Annotated in this window: 21 protein-coding genes; 8 read left to right on the top strand and 13 right to left on the bottom strand. The window is 68.6% G+C overall.

From position 1 onward, the window contains the following. Position 1 precedes the first annotated feature (1 nt). Both ACIN94_RS02270 and ACIN94_RS02265 read left to right on the top strand, forming a co-directional pair. A complete protein-coding gene (locus ACIN94_RS02270; protein ID WP_184755117.1) occupies positions 2–565 on the top strand; it encodes a transcriptional regulator in 564 nt (187 codons plus the stop codon). 356 nt (positions 566–921) lie between these two features. After that, a complete protein-coding gene (locus tag ACIN94_RS02265; RefSeq protein ID WP_400698413.1) occupies positions 922–3108 on the top strand; it encodes a sensor histidine kinase in 2187 nt (728 codons plus the stop codon). Between the two features lie 7 nt (positions 3109–3115). Here the strand turns inward: ACIN94_RS02265 and ACIN94_RS02260 are convergent, their stop codons facing one another. After that, the gene (locus ACIN94_RS02260; protein WP_400698411.1) at positions 3116–3724 is read right to left on the bottom strand and encodes a DNA-binding response regulator; all 609 of its coding nucleotides are present in this window, start codon (positions 3722–3724) and stop codon (positions 3116–3118) included. Positions 3725–3822: 98 nt separating this feature from the next. Here ACIN94_RS02260 and ACIN94_RS02255 point away from each other — a divergent pair, with 98 nt between their 5' ends. After that, complete coding sequence (locus ACIN94_RS02255) at positions 3823–4557, top strand: ABC transporter ATP-binding protein (protein WP_400698409.1); 735 nt, start codon at positions 3823–3825, stop codon at positions 4555–4557. After that, the gene (locus ACIN94_RS02250; protein WP_400699937.1) at positions 4554–6962 is read left to right on the top strand and encodes an FtsX-like permease family protein; all 2409 of its coding nucleotides are present in this window, start codon (positions 4554–4556) and stop codon (positions 6960–6962) included. The genes ACIN94_RS02255 and ACIN94_RS02250 overlap by 4 nt, the downstream gene beginning before the upstream one ends. A 69-nt stretch (positions 6963–7031) precedes the next feature. On the opposite strand, the gene ACIN94_RS02245 is transcribed toward ACIN94_RS02250, so the two are convergent. Next, positions 7032–7928: a M23 family metallopeptidase gene (locus ACIN94_RS02245; RefSeq protein ID WP_400698407.1), complete on the bottom strand. Its 897-nt coding sequence runs from the start codon at positions 7926–7928 to the stop codon at positions 7032–7034. Between the two features lie 145 nt (positions 7929–8073). Here ACIN94_RS02245 and ACIN94_RS02240 point away from each other — a divergent pair, with 145 nt between their 5' ends. From ACIN94_RS02240 to ACIN94_RS02230, 3 genes are read left to right on the top strand one after another with little or no spacing between them, the layout of a single operon-like run. Then, the gene (locus ACIN94_RS02240; protein WP_400698404.1) at positions 8074–9042 is read left to right on the top strand and encodes a GlxA family transcriptional regulator; all 969 of its coding nucleotides are present in this window, start codon (positions 8074–8076) and stop codon (positions 9040–9042) included. A 1-nt stretch (position 9043) separates the two neighbouring features. Beyond that, on the top strand, positions 9044–9667 hold the full coding sequence (locus tag ACIN94_RS02235; protein ID WP_400698401.1) for a DJ-1/PfpI family protein: 624 nt from the start codon (positions 9044–9046) through the stop codon (positions 9665–9667). Between the two features lie 60 nt (positions 9668–9727). Continuing rightward, a complete protein-coding gene (locus tag ACIN94_RS02230) occupies positions 9728–10300 on the top strand; it encodes a hypothetical protein (protein ID WP_400698398.1) in 573 nt (190 codons plus the stop codon). 244 nt (positions 10301–10544) lie between these two features. Here the strand turns inward: ACIN94_RS02230 and ACIN94_RS02225 are convergent, their stop codons facing one another. The 3 genes from ACIN94_RS02225 to msrA form a co-directional block, all read right to left on the bottom strand. Continuing rightward, positions 10545–10922, bottom strand: a complete 378-nt coding sequence (locus ACIN94_RS02225; protein WP_066942251.1) for a GntR family transcriptional regulator — start codon at positions 10920–10922, stop codon at positions 10545–10547. After that, positions 10919–11752 (bottom strand): hypothetical protein, encoded by an 834-nt coding sequence (locus ACIN94_RS02220; RefSeq protein ID WP_400698394.1) that lies wholly within the window; start codon positions 11750–11752, stop codon positions 10919–10921. Before ACIN94_RS02220 ends, ACIN94_RS02225 begins: the two co-directional genes overlap by 4 nt. 269 nt (positions 11753–12021) lie before the next feature. Beyond that, entirely contained in the window at positions 12022–12681 is a 660-nt protein-coding gene (gene msrA / locus ACIN94_RS02215; RefSeq protein WP_400698391.1) for a peptide-methionine (S)-S-oxide reductase MsrA, read from the bottom strand. Between the two features lie 134 nt (positions 12682–12815). Here msrA and rarD point away from each other — a divergent pair, with 134 nt between their 5' ends. Further along, complete coding sequence (rarD, locus tag ACIN94_RS02210) at positions 12816–13724, top strand: EamA family transporter RarD (protein WP_400698388.1); 909 nt, start codon at positions 12816–12818, stop codon at positions 13722–13724. Positions 13725–13917: 193 nt separating this feature from the next. On the opposite strand, the gene ACIN94_RS02205 is transcribed toward rarD, so the two are convergent. From ACIN94_RS02205 to nuoH, 8 genes are all read right to left on the bottom strand, one after another. Then, a complete protein-coding gene (locus ACIN94_RS02205; protein WP_400698385.1) occupies positions 13918–14913 on the bottom strand; it encodes a polyprenyl synthetase family protein in 996 nt (331 codons plus the stop codon). A gap of 14 nt (positions 14914–14927) precedes the next feature. After that, positions 14928–16478 carry an NADH-quinone oxidoreductase subunit NuoN gene (nuoN, locus tag ACIN94_RS02200; RefSeq protein WP_400698382.1) on the bottom strand — a complete coding sequence of 517 codons (1551 nt, stop codon included), beginning with the start codon at positions 16476–16478 and terminating at the stop codon, positions 14928–14930. Then, entirely contained in the window at positions 16475–18004 is a 1530-nt protein-coding gene (locus ACIN94_RS02195; RefSeq protein WP_400698379.1) for an NADH-quinone oxidoreductase subunit M, read from the bottom strand. Before ACIN94_RS02195 ends, nuoN begins: the two co-directional genes overlap by 4 nt. Beyond that, positions 18004–19866 (bottom strand): NADH-quinone oxidoreductase subunit L, encoded by a 1863-nt coding sequence (gene nuoL / locus ACIN94_RS02190; RefSeq protein ID WP_400699935.1) that lies wholly within the window; start codon positions 19864–19866, stop codon positions 18004–18006. Before nuoL ends, ACIN94_RS02195 begins: the two co-directional genes overlap by 1 nt. Before the next feature lie 70 nt (positions 19867–19936). Further along, positions 19937–20233: an NADH-quinone oxidoreductase subunit NuoK gene (gene nuoK / locus ACIN94_RS02185; protein ID WP_089208891.1), complete on the bottom strand. Its 297-nt coding sequence runs from the start codon at positions 20231–20233 to the stop codon at positions 19937–19939. Then, positions 20230–21039 carry an NADH-quinone oxidoreductase subunit J gene (locus tag ACIN94_RS02180; RefSeq protein ID WP_400698376.1) on the bottom strand — a complete coding sequence of 270 codons (810 nt, stop codon included), beginning with the start codon at positions 21037–21039 and terminating at the stop codon, positions 20230–20232. The genes nuoK and ACIN94_RS02180 overlap by 4 nt, the downstream gene beginning before the upstream one ends. Continuing rightward, complete coding sequence (nuoI, locus tag ACIN94_RS02175; protein ID WP_400698373.1) at positions 21032–21547, bottom strand: NADH-quinone oxidoreductase subunit NuoI; 516 nt, start codon at positions 21545–21547, stop codon at positions 21032–21034. Before nuoI ends, ACIN94_RS02180 begins: the two co-directional genes overlap by 8 nt. Beyond that, complete coding sequence (gene nuoH, locus ACIN94_RS02170; protein WP_400698371.1) at positions 21534–22883, bottom strand: NADH-quinone oxidoreductase subunit NuoH; 1350 nt, start codon at positions 22881–22883, stop codon at positions 21534–21536. Before nuoH ends, nuoI begins: the two co-directional genes overlap by 14 nt.

The following is a 22883-nucleotide window of genomic DNA, read 5'->3' as shown; positions in this document are numbered from 1 at the left end:
CATGAAGGATGACGAGCCGTTCCTGCTCGACGACCCCGCGAGGCTCAAGGCGTTGACCCATCCCATGCGGCGGCTCATGCTGCGCCACCTGAGCATGCACGGCCCCGCGACCTCGACGACGCTCGGCGAGCTGCTCGGCGCCAAGACCGGCACGACGAGCTACCACCTGCGCCAGCTCGAGAAGTACGGCTTCGTCGAGGAGATCCCCGAGCGCTCGGTGGGCAGGGAGCGCTGGTGGCGCAGGGCCGGGGCGACCAGGGACATCCGGCTGCCCCGGCCCGATCAGCTCGCCCCAGAGGATCGGCCCGTGCTGGCCGCGTTCCACCAGTTCGCCATGGACGAGGATCGTGAGCTGTTCGAACGGCTCCCCTCGGTCTACGAGCGCGATCCCGAATGGGTCAAGGCCTCGCGCGGTCTGGGCCGGATGACCAAGGCGGAGTTCGAGGAGTTCTTCGAGGCCTACATGGACCTGCTGAGGAAGCACAGCCCGCGTGCCGAGGACGCGCCCCCCGGCGCGCGCCCCATGTACGTCCGGCTCTTCGCCTTCCCCGCCGACGAGGATTGACAACGGCCCGTCTCCCGGAGGGGCCACCCGCGGATCGGCGTCTTCTGCGCGGTATCACTGACAACGGATCTCCGCTCCGGGCATCAGCCGGACGCCCGCGTGCGGTGCGTCCGGCTTACGGGCGATCCTCCACGGTCAGCCCTCCGTTTCCGGGATGAGACGCTCTTAGGCGCCGATCCGGCCGACCAGCTCGTGCATCAGTTCGGCCACCCGCCTGCGGTCGCGGGGCCCCTCCGTGCTCCGGGCCATGGTCGCGGCGTCCGGCTCCAGACGTTCGTAGATGTGCGCGCCCGCCTGGGTGAGCAGGTCGTCCCGTCCGCCTAGGCTTGCCTCTGGTTCCGACCGGGGGAGTTGGTTTGTCGCGTTTTCCGATACCTCGCCGCGCGCGGGGGATCGTCGTCGTGGTGCTCACCGCTTTCATGACCGTCTACCTGCTGGCCATGCCGCTCGGCTCCGTAATGGGCGTGCCGGTACTCGGGCTGCAGCTCGTCTGGGTGGTGCCCTCCCTCAGACGGTTCAGGGGGATACCGCTGCTCGCCGTACAGGCCTGCGCCGGTTACGCGGCGGTGCTCTGTTATGACACCTCCGTCGGCATCCTCGGCTTCCTGGCCGGCTCGCTGCTGCTCAGCCGCCTGTGGACGCTGGCGCCGGTGGTGGCGATCAGTGCGGCGGTGATCGATTCTGTGCGCCAAGGCGACGTGTCCGACACCGCGAACGTCACGATCAGCATGGTCCTGAGCTCGCTCGTGATCTACGGCCTGACCCGCCTGACCGAACGCGTCGACGAGGTGCACGCCACCCGGCTGGCGCTGGCGATGGCCGCCGTCGCGGAGGAGCGGCTACGGATCGCCGCCGAGCTGAACGACGGCCTCGGCCATGGACTGACCGTGATCACCCAGGGCACAGAGCTTGCCCTCGCCGAGCCGCCACGCACCGCTGAGGTGATCGGCGAGGTCGTCATCACGGCCCGCGCCGCCCTGGCCGACGCCCGCACCGCCTCGGCGGGGTATCGCGCGATGTCGCTGGCCCCCGAGATCACGACCGCCCGCGCGATGCTGTCGAGTGCGGGGGTCGCGGCAGAGGTGCGCCTCGGCCACACCGAGCCACTGGGTCTCGCGGGCGCGCTGCTCGCCACCGTGCTGCGGGAGTCGGTGACGGAGATCGTACGGCGGGGCACGGCCAGGACATGCGTGATCGAGACGGAGGAGGCGGACGGCCGGATGAGCTTGCGCGTCACGGACGACGGCGCACGCACGGCCGCCGACGACGGCCTGGGCGGCCTCCCCCGCCAGGTGTCCGACGCCGGCGGCGTCCTCACCACCGGCCTCACTCCCGCCGGCCACCATACGGTCACCGTCACCCTTCCCGTCCACCCGGAGACACGGCCCGCGCCCGTTCCGCCGCCGGGCGGGCGAGTCGGCGCGCGGGGGTGGCCGGCGCTCCTCCACGGCGACCAGGCCGCCTACACCGTCTCCGTCGCCGTGCTGGCCTCCGTCGTCATGGGGTTCAGCGTCAAGGCCCTCCTGTATGTGCCGGGAAACGTCGTGCCGGCGGTCGTCTGTCTCGCGGTCATCGTCGTCATGCAGCTGCGGTCGGTCACCGGCCGTCACATGTGGGCGCTGACGCTGATGACCCTCCTCACCTACCTGCCGGTTCTCGCGTTCGGCCGGGCGTGGCTCGGAGTCGCGGGTTTTCTCGCGGGCCCGATCCTCCTCGCCTTCCCCGCGCCGATCGCCTGGCCGCTCGTCGCCTGCGTGATGACAAGCGTCGCCGTGATCGGCTCCGTCCTCGGTCTGCCCCTTCCCGACACGGTCAATTTCACGGTGAGCACGCTGGTCACCGGGCTGGTCGTCTACGGCCTCGTCCGCCTGGCCCAGCTCGTCAAGGAGCTCCAGAACGCCAGGGAGGAGCTGGCCCGCTCGGCCGTGCTGGAGGAACGGCTGCGCGCGGCCCGGGACCTGCACGACCTGCTCGGCCACAGCCTCGCCGCGATCCTGCTCAAATGCGAGCTGGCCCGCCGCCTCGATCCGGAACGCGCCCGCGCCGAACTCCTCGACGTCCTCGCCATGACCGCACAGGCCGAGGCCGACCTGCGGGCCGTCTCCGGCGAGCACCGCGACCTCTCCCTCACCGCCGAAGCCGAGTCCGCCCGCTCGGTGCTCACCGCCGCGGGGATCGAGGTCTCCCTGGGCCTGGCCCACGGCGCGCTTCCCGCCGAGGTCGAGACCGCGCTGAGCGCCGTACTCAGGGAGGCTGTGACCAACATCCTGCGGCACAGCGCCGCCCGCCGCTGCGTCATCGAGACGCTGCCGGAGTCGGGCGGTGTACGGCTGCGCGTACGCAACGACGGCGTGCGCTCGCCGGAGGGCCGCCGGGGCTCGTCCGGCATCGGCAACCTCACCACGCGGCTGACGTCCCTCGGCGGCCTGATGAGCGTCGGGGCGGAGAACGGCTGGTTCGAGCTCGACGCCCACGTCCCGCACGGGAGCCTCGGCGAGCCGGGCACACCGGCCCGCCGATCCGGCGCCGAAGTCACCCGGTGACCGGCCTCTAGATCCAGCCCGCTTCGGCGGCGATCCGCACCGCGTCCGTCCGGTTACGGGCGTTGAGCTTGGCGACCACGGCGGTGAGGTAGTTGCGGGCCGTACCGGCCGTCACGAACAACCGGCCCGCGATCTCGGCCGCGTCCGCCCCCTCGGCCGCGAGGCGCAACACCTCGACCTCGCGGGCCGTCAGCGGGTTGTCCGCCAGGTCCCAGGCAGTGACCGCCAGCGACGGGTCCAGGACGCGCTCGCCCCCGGCCACCTTGCGGATCGCCACGATCAGGTCATCGGGCGGCGCGGTCTTCAGCAGGAATCCGTCCACCCCGGCGGTGAGCGCGCGACGCAGGTGACCCGGCTTGCCGTACCCGGTCAGCATGAGCGTGCGGCAGGTGGGCAGGCGTGAGCGGAGCTCGGCCGCGGCGGCGAGCCCGTCGAGCGTACCGGGCATGTCGATGTCGAGCACCGCGACGTCCGGGCGTTCGGCCAGCGCGGCGGACACCACGGCGTCACCGGACTCCACAGCGGCGACGATCTCCAGGTCCGCTTCAAGACCGAGCAGCGCGACGAGGGCGCCCCTGATGATGTGCTGATCTTCAGCCAGAAGCACACGGATCACGGTGACATATCTACCAGTGTCCGGATCATGATGACGTCATACCCGACCGATGATCACGTCTCTGGTCGACGACTCAGCAGGTCAGCAGACTCGACGGCATGAGAGACGTGGTGCGTTTGGACGCGGTGAGCAAGGTGTACGGGAAAGGTCAGGGCGCGGTCGCGGCCCTGCGCGAGGTGACGGTGGGCATACCCCAGGGGAGCTTCACCGCCGTAATGGGCCCGTCGGGCTCGGGAAAGAGCACGTTCCTGCACTGTGCGGCGGGGCTGGACACGCCTTCGGCGGGCTCCGTGCAGCTCGGTGACACCGCGCTGCACGGCATGGACGAGACCCGGCTGACCGAGTTGCGCAGGCAGCGGGTCGGATTCGTGTTCCAGGCGTTCAACCTGGTGTCGTCGCTGACGGTCGTCGAGAACATCACGCTGCCACTGCGACTGGCGGGCACCGGCGTGGACCGGGCGTGGCTGGCGGAGATCGTGTCCAGGGTCGGCCTGGAAGGACGCACCGGGCACCGCCCGGCTCAGCTCTCCGGTGGCCAGCAGCAGCGCGTGGCGATCGCCAGAGCCCTGGTGACCAGACCCGAGGTGGTGTTCGGCGACGAGCCGACCGGTGCGCTCGACACGATGACCGCGCGCGACGTGCTGGTCCTGCTGCGCGAGGTGGTGGACGGGATGGGCCAGACGGTCGTGATGGTGACACACGACCCGGTGGCCGCCTCCTACGCCGACACCGTCCTGTATCTGGCCGACGGCCGGATCGTGGACTCGATGACCGCACCGACCTCGGAGAAGGTCGCCGAGCGGATGACCAGGCTTGGAGCGTGGGTGCGATGATCTGGCTCGCCCTGAAGACGTTACGGCACCGCAAGGCCGGATTCGCGGGCGCGTTCCTCGCCCTGCTCTGCGCCGCCGCCCTGGTGTGTGCCTGCGGCATGCTGCTGGAGACCGGGCTGCGCGGAAACGTGGCCCCCGAGCGCTACGCGGGCACACCCGTGGTCGTCGCGGGCGACCAGTCCGTCCGCCAGACCATCCGCAAGTCGGCGGAGAAGAGCAAAACGAAGGCCAAACCGCTGTCGGAACGCGCCTGGATCAGCATGTCCATCGCCGAGAGACTCCAGCGGACGCCCGGGGTGGAGAAGGTCGTCACCGAGGTGACCTTCCCCGCCTACACGGCGGACGGCGAGCTCACCGGCCACGGCTGGGAGTCGGCCGCGCTCACTCCTTACACATTGGTCGAGGGGCGTGCTCCCCGGGCCGACGACGAGGTCGTGGTCGAGAGGGGCAGCGGGCTGAGGCCGGGGTCCCGCCTCACGGTCCGGTCCACGGCCGCCCCGCGCCGATACCAGGTGGTCGGGGTGACCGACAAGACGCTGGGCAGCCTGTTCTTCTCGACGCGGGAGGCCCGGCGACTGGCCGGCAGGCCCGGCATGGTCAGCGCCATCGGCGTCTTCCCCCAGGTGGACATCTCGGTCGAGGGTGCGGTCGCCTACCGCGGCGACGAGCGCGGCAAGGTCGAGTTCCTCGACGCGGAGAAGTCGCGGGTGAAGCTGATCAGCCTTGGCGGCGCCCTGGGCGGCACGTCGCTGCTGGTCGCCATCCTCGTCGTGGTGGGGACGTTCGCTCTGTCCATCCAGCAGCGCCAGCGCGAGATCGCCCTGCTGCGGGCCGTCGCGGCGACGCCCCGGCAGATCCGCAAGCTGCTCGGCGGCGAGGCTCTCATGGTGAGCCTGGCAGCCGGACTCATCGGCTCCGCCGTGGGCGTCGGCCTTGGCTTCTGGCTGCGTTCACGTTTCGTCGTCCTGGGCGCGATGCCGGAGAACCTCAAGCTGGTCGTCAGCCCGTTCCCGATCTTCACGGCCCTGCTGGCCACCGTGGTGGCGGCGTGGGCGGCGGCACGCGTCTCGGCCCGCCGTACGGCACGCATCCGGCCGGTGGAAGCGCTCGGCGACGCGGCACTGCCGACCCCGCGCCTGCCGTGGGGCCGGTTGGTCGCGGGGCTGGTCTTCACCGGCGGCGGCATCGCACTGACCATCGTGCTGTCGGCGCTGTCGACGGAGGCCGCGTCCAGCCCGGTCACCATGCTGACCGCGCTGGTGTGGACGGTCGCCGTGGCCCTGCTCGGCCCGATCATCGCGCGGGTGGCGGTCGCGGTGCTGAGCGTGCCGTTACGCGTTTCACGGGTGGGCGGCTACCTGGCCGCCGCCAACCTGCGCGCCGGGTCGCGGCGGCTCGCCTCCGTCATCACCCCGCTCAGCCTGATGGTGGCGATGACCTGCACGATCCTGTCCGTGCAGACCACGATGGGGTACGCCGCCGGGCAGCAGACGGCCGCGGGCAGCAGGGCCGACTACGTGCTCGGGCCGCGCGTCTCCGGTGTCACCGCCGCCGCCGTGCGGAAGGTGCCCGGAGTCGTGGCGGTGACCGAGGTGCTGCGCACCTCCGTCAGGATCGGACTGGAGAAGTACGGAGCGCAGGCCGTCACTCCGGCAGGGCTCGACCGCACCCTCGACCTCGGGGTCACCTCGGGCTCCTTCCGGGACTTCGGCGGGGAGTCGATCGCGGTCAGCGAGACAGTGGCCGCCCGGCTGGACGTGTCGGCGGGCAGCCGGATGAACCTCACACTTGGCGACGGCACTCCCGCCGTGGTCGAGGTGGCCGCGGTCTATGCCAGGGGCCTCGGGTTCGGCGAGCTCACCCTCCCCCACGACATGGTCGCCGGGCATGTGGACGACCCGCTCGGCACCCTGCTCGTCTCCGCGCCCTCCGTGCCACGCGGAGCCCTCGAACGGGCCGCCCCCGGCATCACGGTCCTCGACCAGGCGCAGGCCGCCGAGGTGAGCGCCCCCAACGCCGAGGTGAACTACGTGGCGATGGGCCTGATCATCGCGTTCACCGCGATCGCCGCGGTCAACACGCTGGCCATGTCCACCTCGGACCGCTCCCGTGAGTTCGCCCTGCTCCGCCTCGTCGGCACCACCCGGCGTCAGATCCTGCGGATGCTGCGGCTGGAGACCCTGGCCGCCGTGCTGATCGCCGTGGGCCTCGGCACGATGATCTCCCTGGTGACACTGGCCGCGTTCAGCCTCGGCATGACAGGCTCCGCCCAGCCGTACATCCCGCCGCTCACTTACCTCGCGGTGATCGCCGCAGCGGGCGCGCTCGCCCTCGCGGCGACCGTCCTGCCCGCCCGTTTCGCCCTCAGGGACCAGCCCGCCGAGGTCGTCGGCGCCCGCGAATGACCGCGGAGACGTCGGGGACGGCCGATGGGGTGGGCCCGCAGGCACCACCCCATCCGTGTCTGGCCGACGTCAGCCGCAGTGCCCGAACGGACTGTCGTACTTGGCCGAGCCGATGGAGCCGCCCCACTTCACGCAGGTGGCGGCGGCCTTTGCGCGCACCGGGCCCGCGTAGTACTGGTAGCTGCCGGAGTCGGTCTGCCTGGCCTTGCCCTGGACCTCAAGGTAGGCGCTGGCGTTGACCTTGCCGCTGCCACTGGCACGCAGGGTGGTGACGCAGTTCTGGCCGGTGGCCGAGGAGTACATCAGGACCACGCGGCCCTGCGAGCCCAGCGGCGCCGAGTCGATCTGCTTGTAGCCCGGACCGCACACCTGCGTCGCGCTGTACGGGTTCGAGCCGCTGGGGGCCGGCTGGGTGGTGGTGGTGGGGGCGGTGCCGCCACCGCAGTTCCTCGAGGTCACCGACTGGTTGGGGTAATTGAAGGTGGAGCCGTTGAAGGAGGCGCGGACGATGGCGCCCGAGGGGGAGCGCTGCTCGTAGTGCAGGTGCGACACGATGGAGTACTTGGCCGAGCTCTTGCCCACCGTGCCGATCTTCTGGCCCTGCGCCACGCTCGCGCCCGACGAGACCGACAGCGAGTTCAGATGCGCGTAGAGGGTCGTGCTGCCGTCGGAGTGACGGATCTTGACCAGGTTGCCGTAGCCGTTACTCGTCTGGTAGGCGGCCGTCACGACCGTGCCGGCCGCTGCCGCCACGACAGTCTTGCCCAGGTCGGCGTCCCCAGCGCCCCAGTTGAAGTCGATCTCACTGCCGGTGTGAGCGTAACTATTGCTGCTGCCCGCCCAGGTCTCCCCGCAGGGGAAGGGGAGCTGGAACGTGGGACCGGCGGCGCGAGCCGCGGCGCTCGCCGTCCCCGAACCGGCCAAAGTGACTACGGCGCCACAGAGGCCCGCCAATAGGATCTTCATTCGCATATCGCGTAAGACTGCCATCCGGATGATCAACATGTCTGGAATTTCACCAAAAATCCACACATGACTCTGGAGCAGGATGGCCGGATCTGCAAGGTATGTGTCCTTGCAGCCATTGCTGCGGATGGCCAAGTATGGCGATATGTCTCAACGCGTCGTCATCGTGCTTTTCGATGGCTTCCAGTTGCTCGATCTCGCGGGCCCGGCCGATGTCTTCTCCGCAGCCGGTCTGCTGAATCCTGACGCCGACTACCGGGTGGAGGTCACGGCTGTCCACGCGGGAGCCGTGCGCTCCCTGTCCGGAGTCACAGTGGCCGCCGAGACGCCGCTGCGGAGCGTGAAAGGTCCGATCGACACGCTGCTGGTCGTCGGTGGTCTCCCAGCCCGTACGGCTGTCGCCGACCAGGCGGCGTTGGTTCCGGAGATACGCAGGCTTGCCGGGGAGTCAGATCGTGTCGGATCCATCTGCTCGGGCACGTTGCTGTTGGCCGAGGCCGGCCTGCTGGAAGGGCGGCGGGCGACCACCCACTGGGCGGTGGGGGACATGCTCGCCCGCGAGCATCCGGACGTGCAGGTGGACGCCGATCGTATCTACGTACGCGACGGCAACGTGTGGACTTCGGCGGGGGTCACCTCGGGGATCGATCTCGCTCTTGCCCTCGTCGCCCACGACCACGGGCACGATCTGGCCAGGGAGATCTCTCGCTGGCTGGTCGTATATCTGCAGCGACCAGGCGGGCAGAGCCAGTTCAGTACGCCGCTGAGCGCGCAGACGCCAAAACGCGAACCTCTGCGCGACCTGCAGGGCTGGATCGAGGAGAACCTCAATGCCGACCTGTCGGTGGAGGCCCTCGCAGGACGCGTGAACACGAGTGTTCGCCACTTCTCGCGTGTGTTCAGGACCGAGGTCGGCGTGCCACCCGCGCGGTATGTCGAGCACGCACGGACGGCGGCAGCCAGGCGACTGCTGGAGAGCACCGATGAGCCGCTCGACCGGATTGCCACCCGGGTCGGACTCGGGACGCCCGAGACCCTCTACCGCGTCTTCCGGCGACATCTCAAGGTCTCGCCGGGAGAGTACCGGCGCAGATTCCATGACGAGGAGAGCTGATATGCACATCGCCATCCCCCTGTACGCGGGTTACGACGCCATGGACGCCCTGGGACCGTACTTCGTGCTCCGGAACATCCCCGGCGCGACGGTCACCTTCGTGGCTGAGCGGCCAGGCGTCATCGCCGACGAGGGAGTCACGCTGACCGCCACCGCCTCCTTCGCCGACCTGCCCAGACCCGATGTCCTGGTGGTGCCGGGCACCAAGGACGTGAAGCAGAGCATGGCGGACCAAGAGCTGATCCACTACGTGAAGACGGCGCACCCGACCACCACATGGACCACCTCGGTATGCGTGGGCTCGCTCACGCTCGGCGCGGCGGGCCTGCTGGAGGGAGTCAAGGCGACCACTCACTGGGTGGCCCACGACCTGCTCACGCAGTTTGGGGCACGACCGGTCAACGGACGCTCCGTCAGGGACGGCAAGATCATAACTTCGGCCGGTGTGACGGCCGGCATCGACATGGCGCTCTACCTCGCGTCCCTGCTGGCGGGCGAGGATGTGGCCATGGCGGTCCAGCTCGGGTTGGAATACGCGCCGCAGCCACCGTTCGACGCCGGGACGCCGGAGACCGCTCCCGCAGAGATCACCGAGCTGGTGCGCTCCCTCCTGAGGGATTCCTGAGCTCACAACGGGTGTCGCCACCCCATGCCGGGCCCACGGATCCTCGCCACAATCGTCCATATGAGATCACTCGTGGCCGCTCCCCTCCTCTTCGCCTCGTATGGCATCGCCCGCATCATCGACGGTCTTGACGGCAGCCGCGGCCCGGGCATCGCCTGGACCATCGGGCACCTGTGCTTCCTGGTGGGTCTGGTTCTCTGCGTGCCGGTCTTCCGCAGGCTGTGGGCTCTGGCCGGCGGCGGCGCGACGGCCACGGCGGGTTACGTGATCGGTCTGGTCGGGGCGCTCTCGCTGGGCGTGCAGTTCGTGATCGACCTCGTGGTCGGGTTCCTGTCCGCCGACCACGAGGCGATGGGGCCGCGGTTCGAGGCCGTCCAGGCCGTGCCCGGCGTCGAGCCCCTCGTCTACACCGTCGTACCGCCGCTGTTCTACGTGGGCATGCTCATGCTGATGACCCAGCTCGCCGTACGACGTTCCGTGCCGTGGTGGAGCCCCGCGCTCGTGCTCGCCCAAGCCGTGGTCCCGCTGGCGAGCAAGGACCTGATACCGCTGGCCGCTGCGCTGCTCCTGCTGGCGTTTGTGCCGTTGATGCGGGTGAACCCTGGGCCGACGGGGGCACCGGCCGCTCCGTGACCGGCGTACAGCGAGCCTTTACAACCTGATCTTGCAGGTCACCGCCGTGTTGCGGTCCCCGGAAATCGATCCCCGGGACCGCTTCATCCGAGCGGCCATGAGACCGCCGACCAGGTCTGAAGCCGTCCGGAGCTCCCACAAGAGCTTGTCAGCCCGCCGGACGCCACGCAGAAGGGTCACCTGCGTTGACACCGGTGCCGGCGAGCGTGCGTCTGCGTAACCCGGATAGACGGCTGCGGTGAGGTCAGGCGAAGTCCGCTGCCGGCATGCCGGATGTCAGCGCCGCCTCGACGATGCGGATCGCCTCGTTCGTATCGATGCCGACACCGGCGATCACTGCCGCGTACTCGGCGGCAGCACGGCGGGCACGTTCCCGCCCCTCCTCCCCGGTAGACGACACGAACGACCCTGCCCGTCCGCGGGTCTCGATCAGGCCCGCCTCCTCCAGTTCCCGGTACGCCCTGCCCACCGTGTTGACGGCCAGGCCGAGGTCCGCCGCCAGGTGTCGGATCGTCGGCAGCCGAGTGCCCACCGCGAGCGTGCGGTCCTGGATCTGCCTGGCGAGCTGGGCGCGCAGTTGCTCGAACGGCGGAACCGGCGAGGCCGCGTCGATGACGATCATTGGGCGCTCATCGCTCGCCGTGCCACGGCCACACTCGGCGGTGTCCTGACCTGGATCACGACACACGCCACCACGCCCAAAACCACGAAGGCGAGCGAGGCGACATTCCACCATCCGGGCGCGGATCCGAACAGAAGCACCACGGGCAGCGCCCACAGCACGGTCGGCGCTGTCAGCTCGCGTGCGTCCTCGACACGCATGACGACGTCGGCCGTCAGCGAGACCTCGTCCTCGGCCACGACCGGACGGACCAACAGCTCGCGCAGCCGCAGGGCAGCGCCGACGCCCACACCGAACAGACCGACCAGCAGCACGACGGCCGCGTACCGCACGGCGGAGTCTTGGACGGTCAGAGCACTCACCGCCAGCACCAGCGCGCCGCAGAAGGTTACGACCGCGAAGGCCGCGTACGGCCTACCGAGCACGGCTCGCCAACCGGGCGGGACCGGGTGGGCCACCCGCCGCGACAACGCCACACCGGCGCGCCGGTCGACGCGCCGCACCCACAAGTCGAGCAGCGACTGAGCCAGCAGCAGCCCGGCCACCAACACCGCCAGAGCCAGCAGCGGCATCGGCTGGTGCGGCTGGAACCTACCGAAGGCGGAGGTGGCCAGCCGGTCGTAAGCCAGCGCGAACGCCGCGGCCACGATCAGCAGTGCCAGCGCCATATTGCCGGCCAGGCGGGCCCGTCGCCGTACCTTGAGACGCGCGGCCAGCAACGGGGTCGGCCGGACACCGGCCAAGTCGTGCCGTACCAGCCATGCCTCCGCTCGCCGCAGGTCCTCCGGACGCGCCGGCAGGTAAGCGGCCGATGAGGATGTGGACCGCATGACACCTCCTTTGTCGCAATTATTGTCTCATCAGAATGAGTCATACATTGCGACAAAATCAATGCCGGGCAGCCCAGAGCATGCACCGCGAAAGGTCTCACCGAAGCTACGTCGCATGCAGAGGGCCACGGCTCGACCAAAGGGGCCCTCCAGCGCACAGGGGCCTTCGGTTGAGATGACGGGCGATGCACCTCGAAAAGAAACTGGCCCTCGATCGGCACCGGGCAAGCCGGGCGACCAAGGGCCAGGACCGATCAGTTACCGCAGGTCTACGCCTCGCCGGACGTGAGGCCGATCGGGCACGCGACGCCCGTGCCTCCGATGCCGCAGTAGCCGCCGGGGTTCTTGTAGAGATACTGCTGGTGATACTCCTCCGCGAAGAAGTAGTCCCCGGCGGGGGCGATCTCGGTGGTGATCTGGCCGTGGCCGGCCTCGGTGAGCACCTTCTGGTAGGCGTCGCGCGAGTTCAGGGCGGACTTCTCCTGCCCGGGCGAGTGGAAGTAGATCGCCGAACGATACTGGGTGCCGACGTCGTTGCCCTGGCGCATGCCCTGGGTGGGGTCGTGGGCCTCCCAGAAGACACGGAGCAGCTCCTCGTAGGACACCCGGGACGGATCGAAGACCACGCGGACCGCCTCGGTGTGGCCGGTCTGTCCGGTGCAGACCTCTTCGTAGGTCGGGTTCTGGGTGTAGCCACCCGCGTAGCCGACGGAGGTGGACACCACTCCGGGGGTCTGCCAGAAAATACGCTCGGCTCCCCAGAAGCAGCCGAGGCCGAAGTCGGCGATCTCACTTCCCTCGGGGTACGGCGGAGCCAGCGGAGCGTCGAGGACCGCATGACGCGCGGGCACCGCCATGCGGGTGGGGCGACCTGGGAGCGCGTTCTCCGGGGACACCATGGAAGTCTTGTTGCCGAACAACCAGCCCATTGCGAACCTCCTCTGCGAACCTTCCGACAGAGGCAACCAGCCGGGAGGCCCCGGTGTTCCCGTAAGCATCTCTTAATGATCTGGAAGGGATCGCTAATTTGTATTAAATGCGGTAAGCAGTAAAAATAGGTGACATGCCTGAATCGCGCCGCGGGGTCCTGTATGGCCTCGCCGCCTACACCATGTGGGGCCTGTTCCCGCTGTACTGGCCGCTCCTGAGGCCCGCCGGCGCCCTGGAGATCCTGGCCCACCGCATCGCGTGGTCCCTCGTCGCCGTCGTCGCCATCCTCGCGGTGCGACGCCACTGGTCCTGGTTCCGCGAACTCCTGCGCACCCCGAAGAAGGCCGGCCTGCTCGTCCTGGCCGCAGTGATCATCACGGTCAACTGGGGCGTCTACATCTACGCGGTGAACACCGGGCATGTGGTCGAGAGCGCGCTCGGCTACTTCATCAACCCCCTGGTCAGCGTGCTCTTCGGCGTCTTCCTGCTCAAGGAACGCCTGCGGCCGTGGCAGTGGGGCGCGGTCGGGCTGGGCGCCCTGGCCGTCGTCGTCCTCGCCCTCGACTACGGCCGGCTGCCGTGGATCGCGCTGGTCCTGGCCGCCAGCTTCGGCACCTACGGCCTGGTCAAGAAGATCGCACAGGTCGGCGCGGCAGAGAGCATGACCATCGAGACGCTGGTGCTGCTGCTCCCCGCACTCGGTTACCTGGTCTACCTGGAGGGGCAGGGCACCGCCACCTTCGGGACCATGGGCGCGGGGCACGCCCTCCTGCTGGCCGGCGGCGGCGTGATCACAGCCGTCCCGCTGCTCTGCTTCACCTCCGCCGCGATCCGGGTGCCGCTCACCACGATCGGCCTGCTCCAGTACATCGCCCCGGTCCTGCAGTTCCTCGTCGGCGTGTTCATCGCCCACGAGGTCATGCCGCCCAGCCGCTGGACCGGATTCGCCATCGTCTGGCTGGCCCTGTCGGTCTTCACCTGGGACAGCCTCCGCGCCGCCCGTGAGGCCCGCCGTACGGCGCTGGAGGTCGCAACCGTCTAGGACGGAGGGTTCCGTCACATTGGGCGAGCGAGCTGTCACGTTTACCGGGTAAAGATGGAACGGTCCTGTTACCGTTGACCCGTTCGGACCGGCCAGAGCCTGGCTCACCTCCCTTGGCGGGGGGGAGGTGAGAGACCGCGCCCCTCCGGGACGGAGAAGTCAGCACGACACCTGTGGCGAGGGAGGCGGGTCCTCAGCCGGAGCGCTCGACGACGTAGTCGCAGAGGGCGAGGTAGGCGGCGCGGGCAGGGATATCCGGAAGACCGGAAAGGTCCTCACGTGCCCTGTCGACCCAGCTGACCAGTTCGGCGCGGGCACGCTCCATTGCCGGGTTCGCGCGCAGCAGCCGGAGGGCCTCGTCGATGTCGCTCTCGGCCACCGGTCCGGCCAGCAGTTCGCGCAGGCGGGCGTCCTGCGGCGCGTCGGATGACAGGACGTACAGCACCGGGAGGGTCCGGATGCCCTCACGTAGGTCGGTGCCGGGTGTCTTGCCGGACTCGATCGAGTCGGAGGCGACGTCGAGCAGGTCGTCGCCGAGCTGCCAGCCCACCCCGATGGCCTCGCAGGCGCGGGTCAGCCGGCTGACGATCTCGGGCGAGGCGCCGCTCAGCAGGGCGCCGAAGCGGCCCGAGGTGGCGATCAGGGAGCCGGTCTTGTCGGCCAGGACGTTGATGTAGTGGGCCACGCGGTCCTCGTCGGGACCGGGACCGATGGTCTCGCGGATCTGACCGCGGACCAGGCGGGAGAACGTCTGGGCCTGGATCCGGATGATGTCGGCGCCGAGGTCGGAGAGGATCTCCGAGGCCTGGGCGAACAGGTAGTCGCCGGTCAGGATGGCCACGGTGTTGTCCCAGCGGGCGTTCGCCGACGGGGAGCCCCGGCGCACCGGGGCCTCGTCCATGACGTCGTCGTGGTAGAGCGTCGCCAGGTGGGTCAGCTCGATGACCACGGCGCCGGGGATCACCCCGGCGGCCTGCGGGGACCCGAACTGGGCGGCGAGCAGCACCAGCATGGCGCGGAACCGCTTGCCGCCCGCTTCGATGAGGTGCTTGGACGCCTCCGTGACGAAGGCGTCCTCGCTCTCCACCGAGGTCCGCAGCAGCTTCTCGACCTCTGCCAGCCCACCAGCGAGGTCCTGCGCCAACCGTTCGTCGACAAACGGCAGATCAACAACCGGTGGCGCAGCCATGAAGCCCTACTCCTCTAACGAATGAACAACGCGGACGCAGCCTGGTCCGCCAGATCGAGCACCGGCTGCGGAAATACCCCCAGCACTACGGTAGCCGCTGCCGCGAGGGCGACCACCGCCGAGGTACCCACGGTGGGTGTGGCAATTGTCGGTCCGTCGACGGCCGGCTCGTTGAAGAACATCAGCACGATCACGCGGACGTAGAAGAACGCGGCGATCGCCGAGCTCACCACACCCACGATGACCAGCGGCAACGCGCCACCGGAGACCGCCGCCGCGAAGACGGCGTACTTCCCGAAGAAACCGCTGGTCAGCGGGATTCCCGCGAAGGCCAGCAGGAAGAAGGCGAAGATACCGGCCAGCACCGGGGACCGCTTGCCGAGACCGGCCCACCGGGACAGGTGCCCGGCCTCGCCGCCCGCGTCGCGGACCATGGTGACCACCGCGAAGGCGCCGACCGTGGTGAAGCCGTACGCGGCCAGGTAGAACAGGATGGCCGACAGCGCCTGGGTGTTCTGCGCGAAGGTACCGATCGCGATCACACCGGTGAGCAGGAAACCCGCGTGCGCGACCGAGGAGTAGGCCAGCATGCGCTTGATGTCGGTCTGGGTGATGGCCAGGATCGCACCGACGATCATGGTGAGGATCGCGACACCCCACATGACCGGCTGCCAGTTCCACTGCAGGCCGCCCAGGGCGACCCAGAAGACCCTCAGCACGGCACCGAAGGCCGCAACCAGCACGGTGGAGGCCATCAGTGCGGTGACGGCGGTGGGTGCGCCCTGGTAGACGTCGGGCTTCCACGCCTGGAACGGCGCGGCACCGATCTTGAACAGCAGGCCGACGCCGAGCAGCGCGACGCCGATGTACAGCAGCAGGTTCTGGCCGGCGACCGAGCTGAGCGCGTCGGCGATGACCTTCAGGTCGACCGAGCCGGCGTAGCCGTAGATCAGGGCCATGCCGTACAGGAAGAAGGCCGAGGAGAACGCGCCGAGCAGGAAGTACTTGACCGAGGCCTCCTGCGAGAGCAGGCGGCGACGGCGGGCCAGGCCACAGAGCAGGTACAGCGGCAGGGACATGACCTCAAGGGCGACGAACATGACCAGCAGGTCGTTGGCCGCGGCGAAGAGCAACATGCCGCCGACCGCGAAAAGCAGCAGCGGGTAGACCTCGGTCTGGACGAACCCGCTGCGGACCGCCTCCTCCTCGTCGACGCTCCCCGGTACGGATGCCGCCTGCGCGACGAACTGCTCGTCGTCGTTGACCAGCAGCACGCTGACGAAGGCCAGGATGAGGATGATGCCCCAGATGAACAGGGAGGGCCCGTCCACCGCGACCGCGCCCATGGCGGCGGCCTTGTCCGGCAGGCCGTTCAGGGCCGTCAGGATGGTCGTGGTGAACGCACCGACCAACGCCAGCAACGTGAGCGGCACGTGGATCGACTTGCGCAGGTAGCGGGGCGCGAACGCCTCGACCAGCACACCGAGGATCGCCGCGCCGAACACGATCAGCATCGGGGAGAGCAGTGCGTATTCGATCGTCGGAGCTTGGATGGTGCCGTTCACTGCCCGGCCCCCTTCTTGTCAGCGACGGCTGGGGTGAACTGGACCACCTGGACATTGGACAGCGTCTGGTCCACCGCAGGGTTGATCACGTTGAGCACCGGCGCGGGGAAGAAGCCGAGGGCGATGATCACCGCGACCAGCGGTGCCACCACCCACCGCTCCCGACTGTTCAGGTCGGTGAAGCCCTTGACCGACTCGACCGTCGGGCCGGTCATCATGCGCTGGTACATCCACAGGATGTAGATGGCCGCCAGGACCACGCCACTCGTGGCGATGATCGCCGCGACCGGGTTACTTTCGAAGGTGCCCATCAGGACCATGAACTCGCTGACGAACGAGGACAGGCCAGGCATGGAGAGGCCGGACAGGCCGGCGATCAGGAAGGTGCCGGCGAGCAGCGGGGCGACCTTCTGCACGCCGCCGTAGTCGGCGATCTGACTGGAACCCCGGCGGTAGATCAGGAATCCGGCGATCAGGAACAGCGCGCCGGTCGAGAAGCCGTGGTTGACCATGTAGAGCGTGGCACCCGCACCGCCCCGCGAGGTCATCGCGAAGACGCCCAGCGCGATGAAGCCGAAGTGCGAGATCGAGGTGTAGGCGATCAGGCGCTTGATGTCGGTCTGACCGATCGCCACGATCGCGCCGTAGACGATGCCCACGACCGCCATGACGATCACCATCGGGGTGAAGAACTTCGCCGCGTCGGGGAACAGCTCCAGGCAGAAGCGGAGCATGCCGTAGGTGCCGACCTTGTCCAGCACGCCGACCAGCAGCACGGCGGCACCGGCCGGGGCCTGCGCCGCCGCGTCGGGCAGCCAGGTGTGGAACGGCCAGAGCGGCGCCTTGACCGCGAACGCGATGAAGAAGCCGAGGAACAGCCACTTCTGCGTGGTCGGGTCCTGGATGACGCCGACCAGCTCGGGGAACATGAACGTGCCCTTTTCGGCGATCACGTAGAGCGCGATCACCGCGACCAGCATGAGCAGTCCGCCGAACAGCGAGTAGAGCAGGAACTTCACGGCCGCGTAGGACCGCTGGGCGCCGCCGTATGATCCGATCATGAAGTACATCGGGATCAGCATGGCTTCGAAGAAGATGTAGAAGAGGAAGACGTCGGTCGCCGCGAAGACGCCGATCATCATCGCTTCCAGCACCAGCAGCAGCGCGAAGTAGGTCTTCACCGACCGCTTGGGCGGGGCCGCGGCCCCGGTGCCGTCGGCGTCGTGCCAGGAGGCGAGGATCACGATCGGCACGAGCACCGCCGACAGCGCGATCAGCACCAGGGCGATGCCGTCCACGCCGACGCCGTAGTGCACGCCGAAGCGGGGGATCCAGTCGTAGACCTCGGCGAACTGGAAACGCGTCGCCGAGGAGGGGTTGAACTGGGCCGCCACCACACCGGTCAGCACCAGCACGACCAGGGAGACCGCGAGGGCCACCTGCTTGGCGAGCTTGTCACTCTTGGTGAGGGAGACCCCGACCGCGCCCAGCACGGGCACGGCCATCAGGATCGAGAGCCAGGGCATCACATGTTCCCTACGTAGAGCAGCGCGCCAACGACCACGGCGGCACCGAAGAGGATGGACAACGCGTAGGACCGTACGTAGCCGGTCTGGATGCGGCGCAGCCGCCCGGAGGTCCCACCGATCGTCGCGGCCAGCCCGTTGACCAGGCCGTCGATGCCGCGGTTGTCCACGAACACCGCGATCCGGGCCAGCCACTGACCGGGGCGCATGAACAGCGTCTCGTTCAGCGCGTCGCCGTAGAGGTCACGACGGGCGAACGTGGTGAGGAACGAGCCACGCGGGGCGACCTGGGGCACCTCGGCCGAGCCGTACCGGAACCAGGCGAAGACGGCGCCGACCGCGACCAGGGCCAGCGTGGCCAGGCCGGGGACGCTGAAGGCGTGGAACTCGGGCAGGTGCTCGGGAAGGCCGACGGCCGGGGCGAGGAACTGCATGAACCGGTTGCCCAGGATCAGGTAGCCGCCCAGGAAGATCGAACCGATGGACAGGATGACCAACGGCACGGTCATGACCGAGGGCGACTCGTGCGGGTGGGCACCGTCGGCCCAGCGCTTCTTGCCGAAGAAGGTCATGAAGATCATGCGCGACATGTAGAAGCCGGTGATGCCGGCGCCCACGACGGCGAGCCAGCCCAGGGTCTCGCTGTGCTCCATGGCCGTCTCGATGATGCCGTCCTTGGTGAAGTAGCCGGACAGCAGCGGGAAGCCGATGATTGCCAGGTAGCCGATGATGAAGGTGATCGCGGTGACCTTCATCACCGAGAACAGCCCACCGTACCGGCGCATGTCGACCTCTTCGTTCATGGCGTGCATGACCGAACCGGCGCCGAGGAACATGTTGGCCTTGAAGAAGCCGTGCGTGATCAGGTGCGCGATGGCGAAGGCGTAGCCCGCCGGGCCGATGCCCGCGGCGAGCATCATGTAGCCGATCTGCGACATCGTGGAGCCGGCCAGGCCCTTCTTGATGTCGTCCTTGGCGCAACCGATGATCGCACCGGCGAGCAGCGTGACCACACCGACGATCGTCACGACGAGCTGCGCGGTCGGGGCGACCTCGAAGAACGCGCCGGAGCGGACGACCAGGTAGACACCGGCGGTGACCATGGTCGCGGCGTGGATGAGGGCCGAGACCGGGGTCGGGCCCTCCATCGCGTCCAGCAGCCACGACTGCAGCGGGAGCTGGGCGGACTTGCCGCAGGCGCCGAGGAGCAGCAGCAGGCCGATCGCGGTCACCGTGCCCTGGGAGGTGCCACCGTTCTGGAGCGCCCCACTGACGGCGGCGCCGGAGACCTCGCGGAAGGCGACCGAGCCGAACGTCGTCCAGATCGTGAAGATCGCGATCAGCAGACCGAAGTCACCGACCCGGTTGACGATGAAGGCCTTCTTGGCGGCGGCCGCCGCGGTGGGCTTGAACTGCCAGAACCCGATCAGCAGGTAGGACGCGAGACCCACGCCCTCCCAGCCGATGAACAGGGCGACGTAGTTGTCGGCCAGCACCAGCAGGAGCATCGCCGCGACGAACAGGTTCAGGTAGGCGAAGAACCGGCGCCGGTCGGGGTCGTGCGACATGTAGCCGATCGAGTAGATGTGGATCAGCGAGCCCACACCAGTGATCAGCAGGGCGAAGCTGATCGACAGCGGGTCGACCAGCAGTCCCATGTCGGCGACGCCGGGGATGAACTGGTACAGCTCGATCCCCAGGCGGCGCTGTCCCTCGGGCAGGCCCAGCAGCTCCATGAAGGAGAGGACGGCCACCACGAAGGCACCCAGCGACATGGCGACGCCGAGGAAGTGGCCCCAGCGGTCGGTACGGCGCCCGCCCAGCAGCAGGATCGCGGCACCGAACAACGGCAGCACGATCATCAGCCAGGAGACCCCGATCACTCCACCGGAGTGCTGGAAGATCTCAACAGGAGATTGCACCGGCCACCTCTTAGTACTTCAGCAGGTTGGCGTCGTCCACCGACGCGGACCTGCGGGTTCGGAAGATCATCACGATGATGGCAAGGCCGATCACGACCTCCGCCGCAGCCACCACCATCACGAAGAACGCAATGATCTGGCCGTCCAGGTTGCCGTGCTGCCTGGCGAAGGTGACGAACGCGAGGTTACAGGCGTTGAGCATGAGCTCCACGCACATGAACACCACGATCGCGTTGCGTCGCACCAGCACGCCGACGGCGCCGATCGCGAACAGCAGCGCGGAGAGCACCAGGTAGTGAGTGGTCACTTGGCGTCCTCCTGATGGGCCGCTTCGCTCGCGACGTCGTCTTCCCGCACGACGGTGTCCTTCTCGATGACCTGCTTGATGAGCGCCGCCTTCACCGGGTCGGTCGGCCTGACGCCGTCCTCCTGGTGCCGGGCGAGCACCCGGTTGATCGACTTGGGCGCGACCGAGCCGTCGGGCAGCAGGGCCGGCATGTCGATCGCGTTGTGCAGCGCGTAGGTGCCCGGACCGGGCAGCGGCGACGGCTGGGGACCGGTGAACCGGGCGCGGGCCAGGTCACGCTGGGTGGCCTTGGGCCGGATCCGCTCACGGTGGGCCAGGACCATCGCGCCGAGCGCGGCGGTGATCAGCAGCGCCGAGGTGACCTCGAAGGCGAAGACGTGCCGGGTGAAGATGAGCTGCGCCAGGGCCGGAATGTTGCCGCCCGCCCCCTTGATGGCGCCCTCGATGCCCGCCGCCGGGGCGAACACCGTGTTGCCGACCCCCAGGGCGAGCAGGGCGGCGAAGCCTAGGCCCGCGATGGCCGCCCAGAAGCGCTGCCCCTTGATCGTCTCGACCAGCGAGTCGGCGGAGTCCACGCCGACGAGCATCAGGACGAACAGGAACAGCATCATGATGGCGCCGGTGTAGACGATGATCTGCACCGCGGCGAGGAAGGGAGCCTCCTGAACGGCGTAGAGCACCGCGAGGGACAGCATGACGGCGCCCAGCATGAGGGCCGAGTAGACGGCCTTGCGGCTGAAGACGAGCCCGAATGCGGCCGATACCGAGACGACCGCCAGCACCCAGAACGTGATGGTCTCACCCATTGTTACGTCCCAGCCGGTAGTAGTCCTCTTCGGTCTCGCCCAGACGCATCGCGTGCGGAGGGAGCTCCATGCCGGGCCCGAGCGGCGCGAGGAGCATCTCCTTGGTGTAGATGAGGCTCTCGCGGCTCGAGTCGGCGAGCTCGTACTCGTTGGTCATGGTCAGCGCGCGGGTCGGGCAGGCCTCGATGCAGAGGCCGCACAGGATGCACCGCAGATAGTTGATCTGGTAGGTGCGTCCGTAGCGCTCGCCCGGTGAGAAGCGCTCCTCGTCGGTGTTGTCCGCACCCTCAACGAAGATCGCGTCGGCCGGACAGGCCCAGGCGCAGAGCTCACAGCCGACGCACTTCTCCAGGCCGTCGGGCCAGCGGTTGAGCTGGTGCCGGCCGTGGAAGCGCGGAGCCGTGGGCCGCTTCTCCTCGGGGTAGTTGACCGTCTCGACCTTCTTGAACATGGTGTGGAAGGTCACGCCGAACCCCTTGACGGGGTTCAGCCAATCAGTTAGTCCCACTGGGAACCTCCTTGCGCTCTACCCCGTGGTAGTGCGGCAGGTCGAGCGGCGGCACAGGGAAACCGCCCGCGGCCGGCTCGGCGTTGAGCTGCTCGAACTCGGCCTGGACCTGAGCGGCCTTCTCTTCCTTGCGTCTCTGCAGCACGCTGTCGAAGCGCCACCAGACGGCGAAGCAGCCGACGAGCACGAGCGCGCCCAGGACCAGCACCAGCGTCACGTTGGCGCCGTCCATCCGCATGGCCTTGAAGGTGGCGACCAGCAGGATCCAGCCGAGGTTGATCGGAATGAGGATCTTCCAGCCGAGAGCCATGAGCTGGTCGTAGCGGACACGCGGCAGCGAGGCACGGCACCAGATGAAGAAGCCGAAGACCAGCACCATCTTCAGGAAGAACCAGAGCAGCGGCCACCAGCCGGTGTTCGCCCCTTCCCACATGGAGATCGGCCAGGGAGCCCGCCAGCCGCCCATGAACAGGGTGATCGACACGGCGGACACCACGAAGACGTTGACGTACTCGGCGAGCATGATGACCGCGAACTTCAGCGAGTTGGAGTACTCGGTCTGGAAGCCGCCGACCAGCTCGCCCTCGCCCTCGGGCAGGTCGAAGGGGACCCGGTTGGTCTCGCCCAGCATCGTGAAGATGTAGATCAGGAAGGACGGGATCAGCAGGATCATGTACCACGAGGGCATCGGGATGTTGAGGCCACCCAGCGTGAGCGTGTTGCCGTTCGCCTGGGCGGCGACGATCCCCGAGGTGGAGAGCGTCCCGGCGTACAGGAACACGCCCACGAACGACAGGCCCATCGCGATCTCGTAGGAGACCACCTGCGCGCTGGCCCGCAGGCCGCCCAGGATCGTGTACGGCGAGCGCGATCCCCAACCGGCGAGCACGATGCCGTACACGCCGATCGAGGCCATCGCCAGCACCAGCAGCACGGCGACCGGCAGGTCGGTGAGCTGCAGCGGCGTTTCGACGCCGAACATCGAGACGATCGGCCCCATCGGGATGACCGAGAAGGCCAGGAAGGCGGGGACCGCGAGGACGACCGGGGCGATGAAATAGATCACCTTGTCCACGGTCCGCGGCATCAGGTCTTCCTTGAGACCCATCTTCAGGCCGTCGGCCACCGACTGCAGCAGACCGAACTTACCGGCCCGGTTGGGGCCGTACCGGTTCTGCATGCGGGAGATGAGCTTGCGCTCGAGCCACACGCCGAAGAGCACGCCCAGCATCAGGACGATGAAGATGACGACGGCCTTGATGATGCTGATCCAGAGCGGGTCCTTGCCGAAGTCGGCAAGGGTCGGATCGGCCGCTAGAAGAGTCCGCGAATTCAT

Source organism: Streptosporangium sp. NPDC087985, from assembly GCF_044741965.1.
Classification (GTDB): domain Bacteria; phylum Actinomycetota; class Actinomycetes; order Streptosporangiales; family Streptosporangiaceae; genus Streptosporangium.
Note: the sequence above shows the minus strand (reverse complement) of the source record. Positions and strands in the feature narration are given on the sequence as shown.

Coding starts and splice junctions, on each gene's coding strand:
- ACIN94_RS02270 (WP_184755117.1), top strand. CDS start 2: ATGAAGGATGACGAGCCGTTCCTGCTCGACGACCCCGCGAGGCTCAAG.
- ACIN94_RS02255 (WP_400698409.1), top strand. CDS start 3,823: ATGAGAGACGTGGTGCGTTTGGACGCGGTGAGCAAGGTGTACGGGAAA.
- ACIN94_RS02250 (WP_400699937.1), top strand. CDS start 4,554: ATGATCTGGCTCGCCCTGAAGACGTTACGGCACCGCAAGGCCGGATTC.
- ACIN94_RS02245 (WP_400698407.1), bottom strand. CDS start 7,928: ATGAAGATCCTATTGGCGGGCCTCTGTGGCGCCGTAGTCACTTTGGCC.
- ACIN94_RS02240 (WP_400698404.1), top strand. CDS start 8,074: ATGTCTCAACGCGTCGTCATCGTGCTTTTCGATGGCTTCCAGTTGCTC.
- ACIN94_RS02235 (WP_400698401.1), top strand. CDS start 9,044: ATGCACATCGCCATCCCCCTGTACGCGGGTTACGACGCCATGGACGCC.
- ACIN94_RS02230 (WP_400698398.1), top strand. CDS start 9,728: ATGAGATCACTCGTGGCCGCTCCCCTCCTCTTCGCCTCGTATGGCATC.
- ACIN94_RS02225 (WP_066942251.1), bottom strand. CDS start 10,922: ATGATCGTCATCGACGCGGCCTCGCCGGTTCCGCCGTTCGAGCAACTG.
- ACIN94_RS02220 (WP_400698394.1), bottom strand. CDS start 11,752: ATGCGGTCCACATCCTCATCGGCCGCTTACCTGCCGGCGCGTCCGGAG.
- msrA (WP_400698391.1), bottom strand. CDS start 12,681: ATGGGCTGGTTGTTCGGCAACAAGACTTCCATGGTGTCCCCGGAGAAC.
- rarD (WP_400698388.1), top strand. CDS start 12,816: ATGCCTGAATCGCGCCGCGGGGTCCTGTATGGCCTCGCCGCCTACACC.
- ACIN94_RS02205 (WP_400698385.1), bottom strand. CDS start 14,913: ATGGCTGCGCCACCGGTTGTTGATCTGCCGTTTGTCGACGAACGGTTG.
- ACIN94_RS02195 (WP_400698379.1), bottom strand. CDS start 18,004: ATGCCCTGGCTCTCGATCCTGATGGCCGTGCCCGTGCTGGGCGCGGTC.
- nuoL (WP_400699935.1), bottom strand. CDS start 19,866: ATGATCGTGCTGCCGTTGTTCGGTGCCGCGATCCTGCTGCTGGGCGGG.
- ACIN94_RS02180 (WP_400698376.1), bottom strand. CDS start 21,039: ATGGGTGAGACCATCACGTTCTGGGTGCTGGCGGTCGTCTCGGTATCG.
- nuoH (WP_400698371.1), bottom strand. CDS start 22,883: ATGAATTCGCGGACTCTTCTAGCGGCCGATCCGACCCTTGCCGACTTC.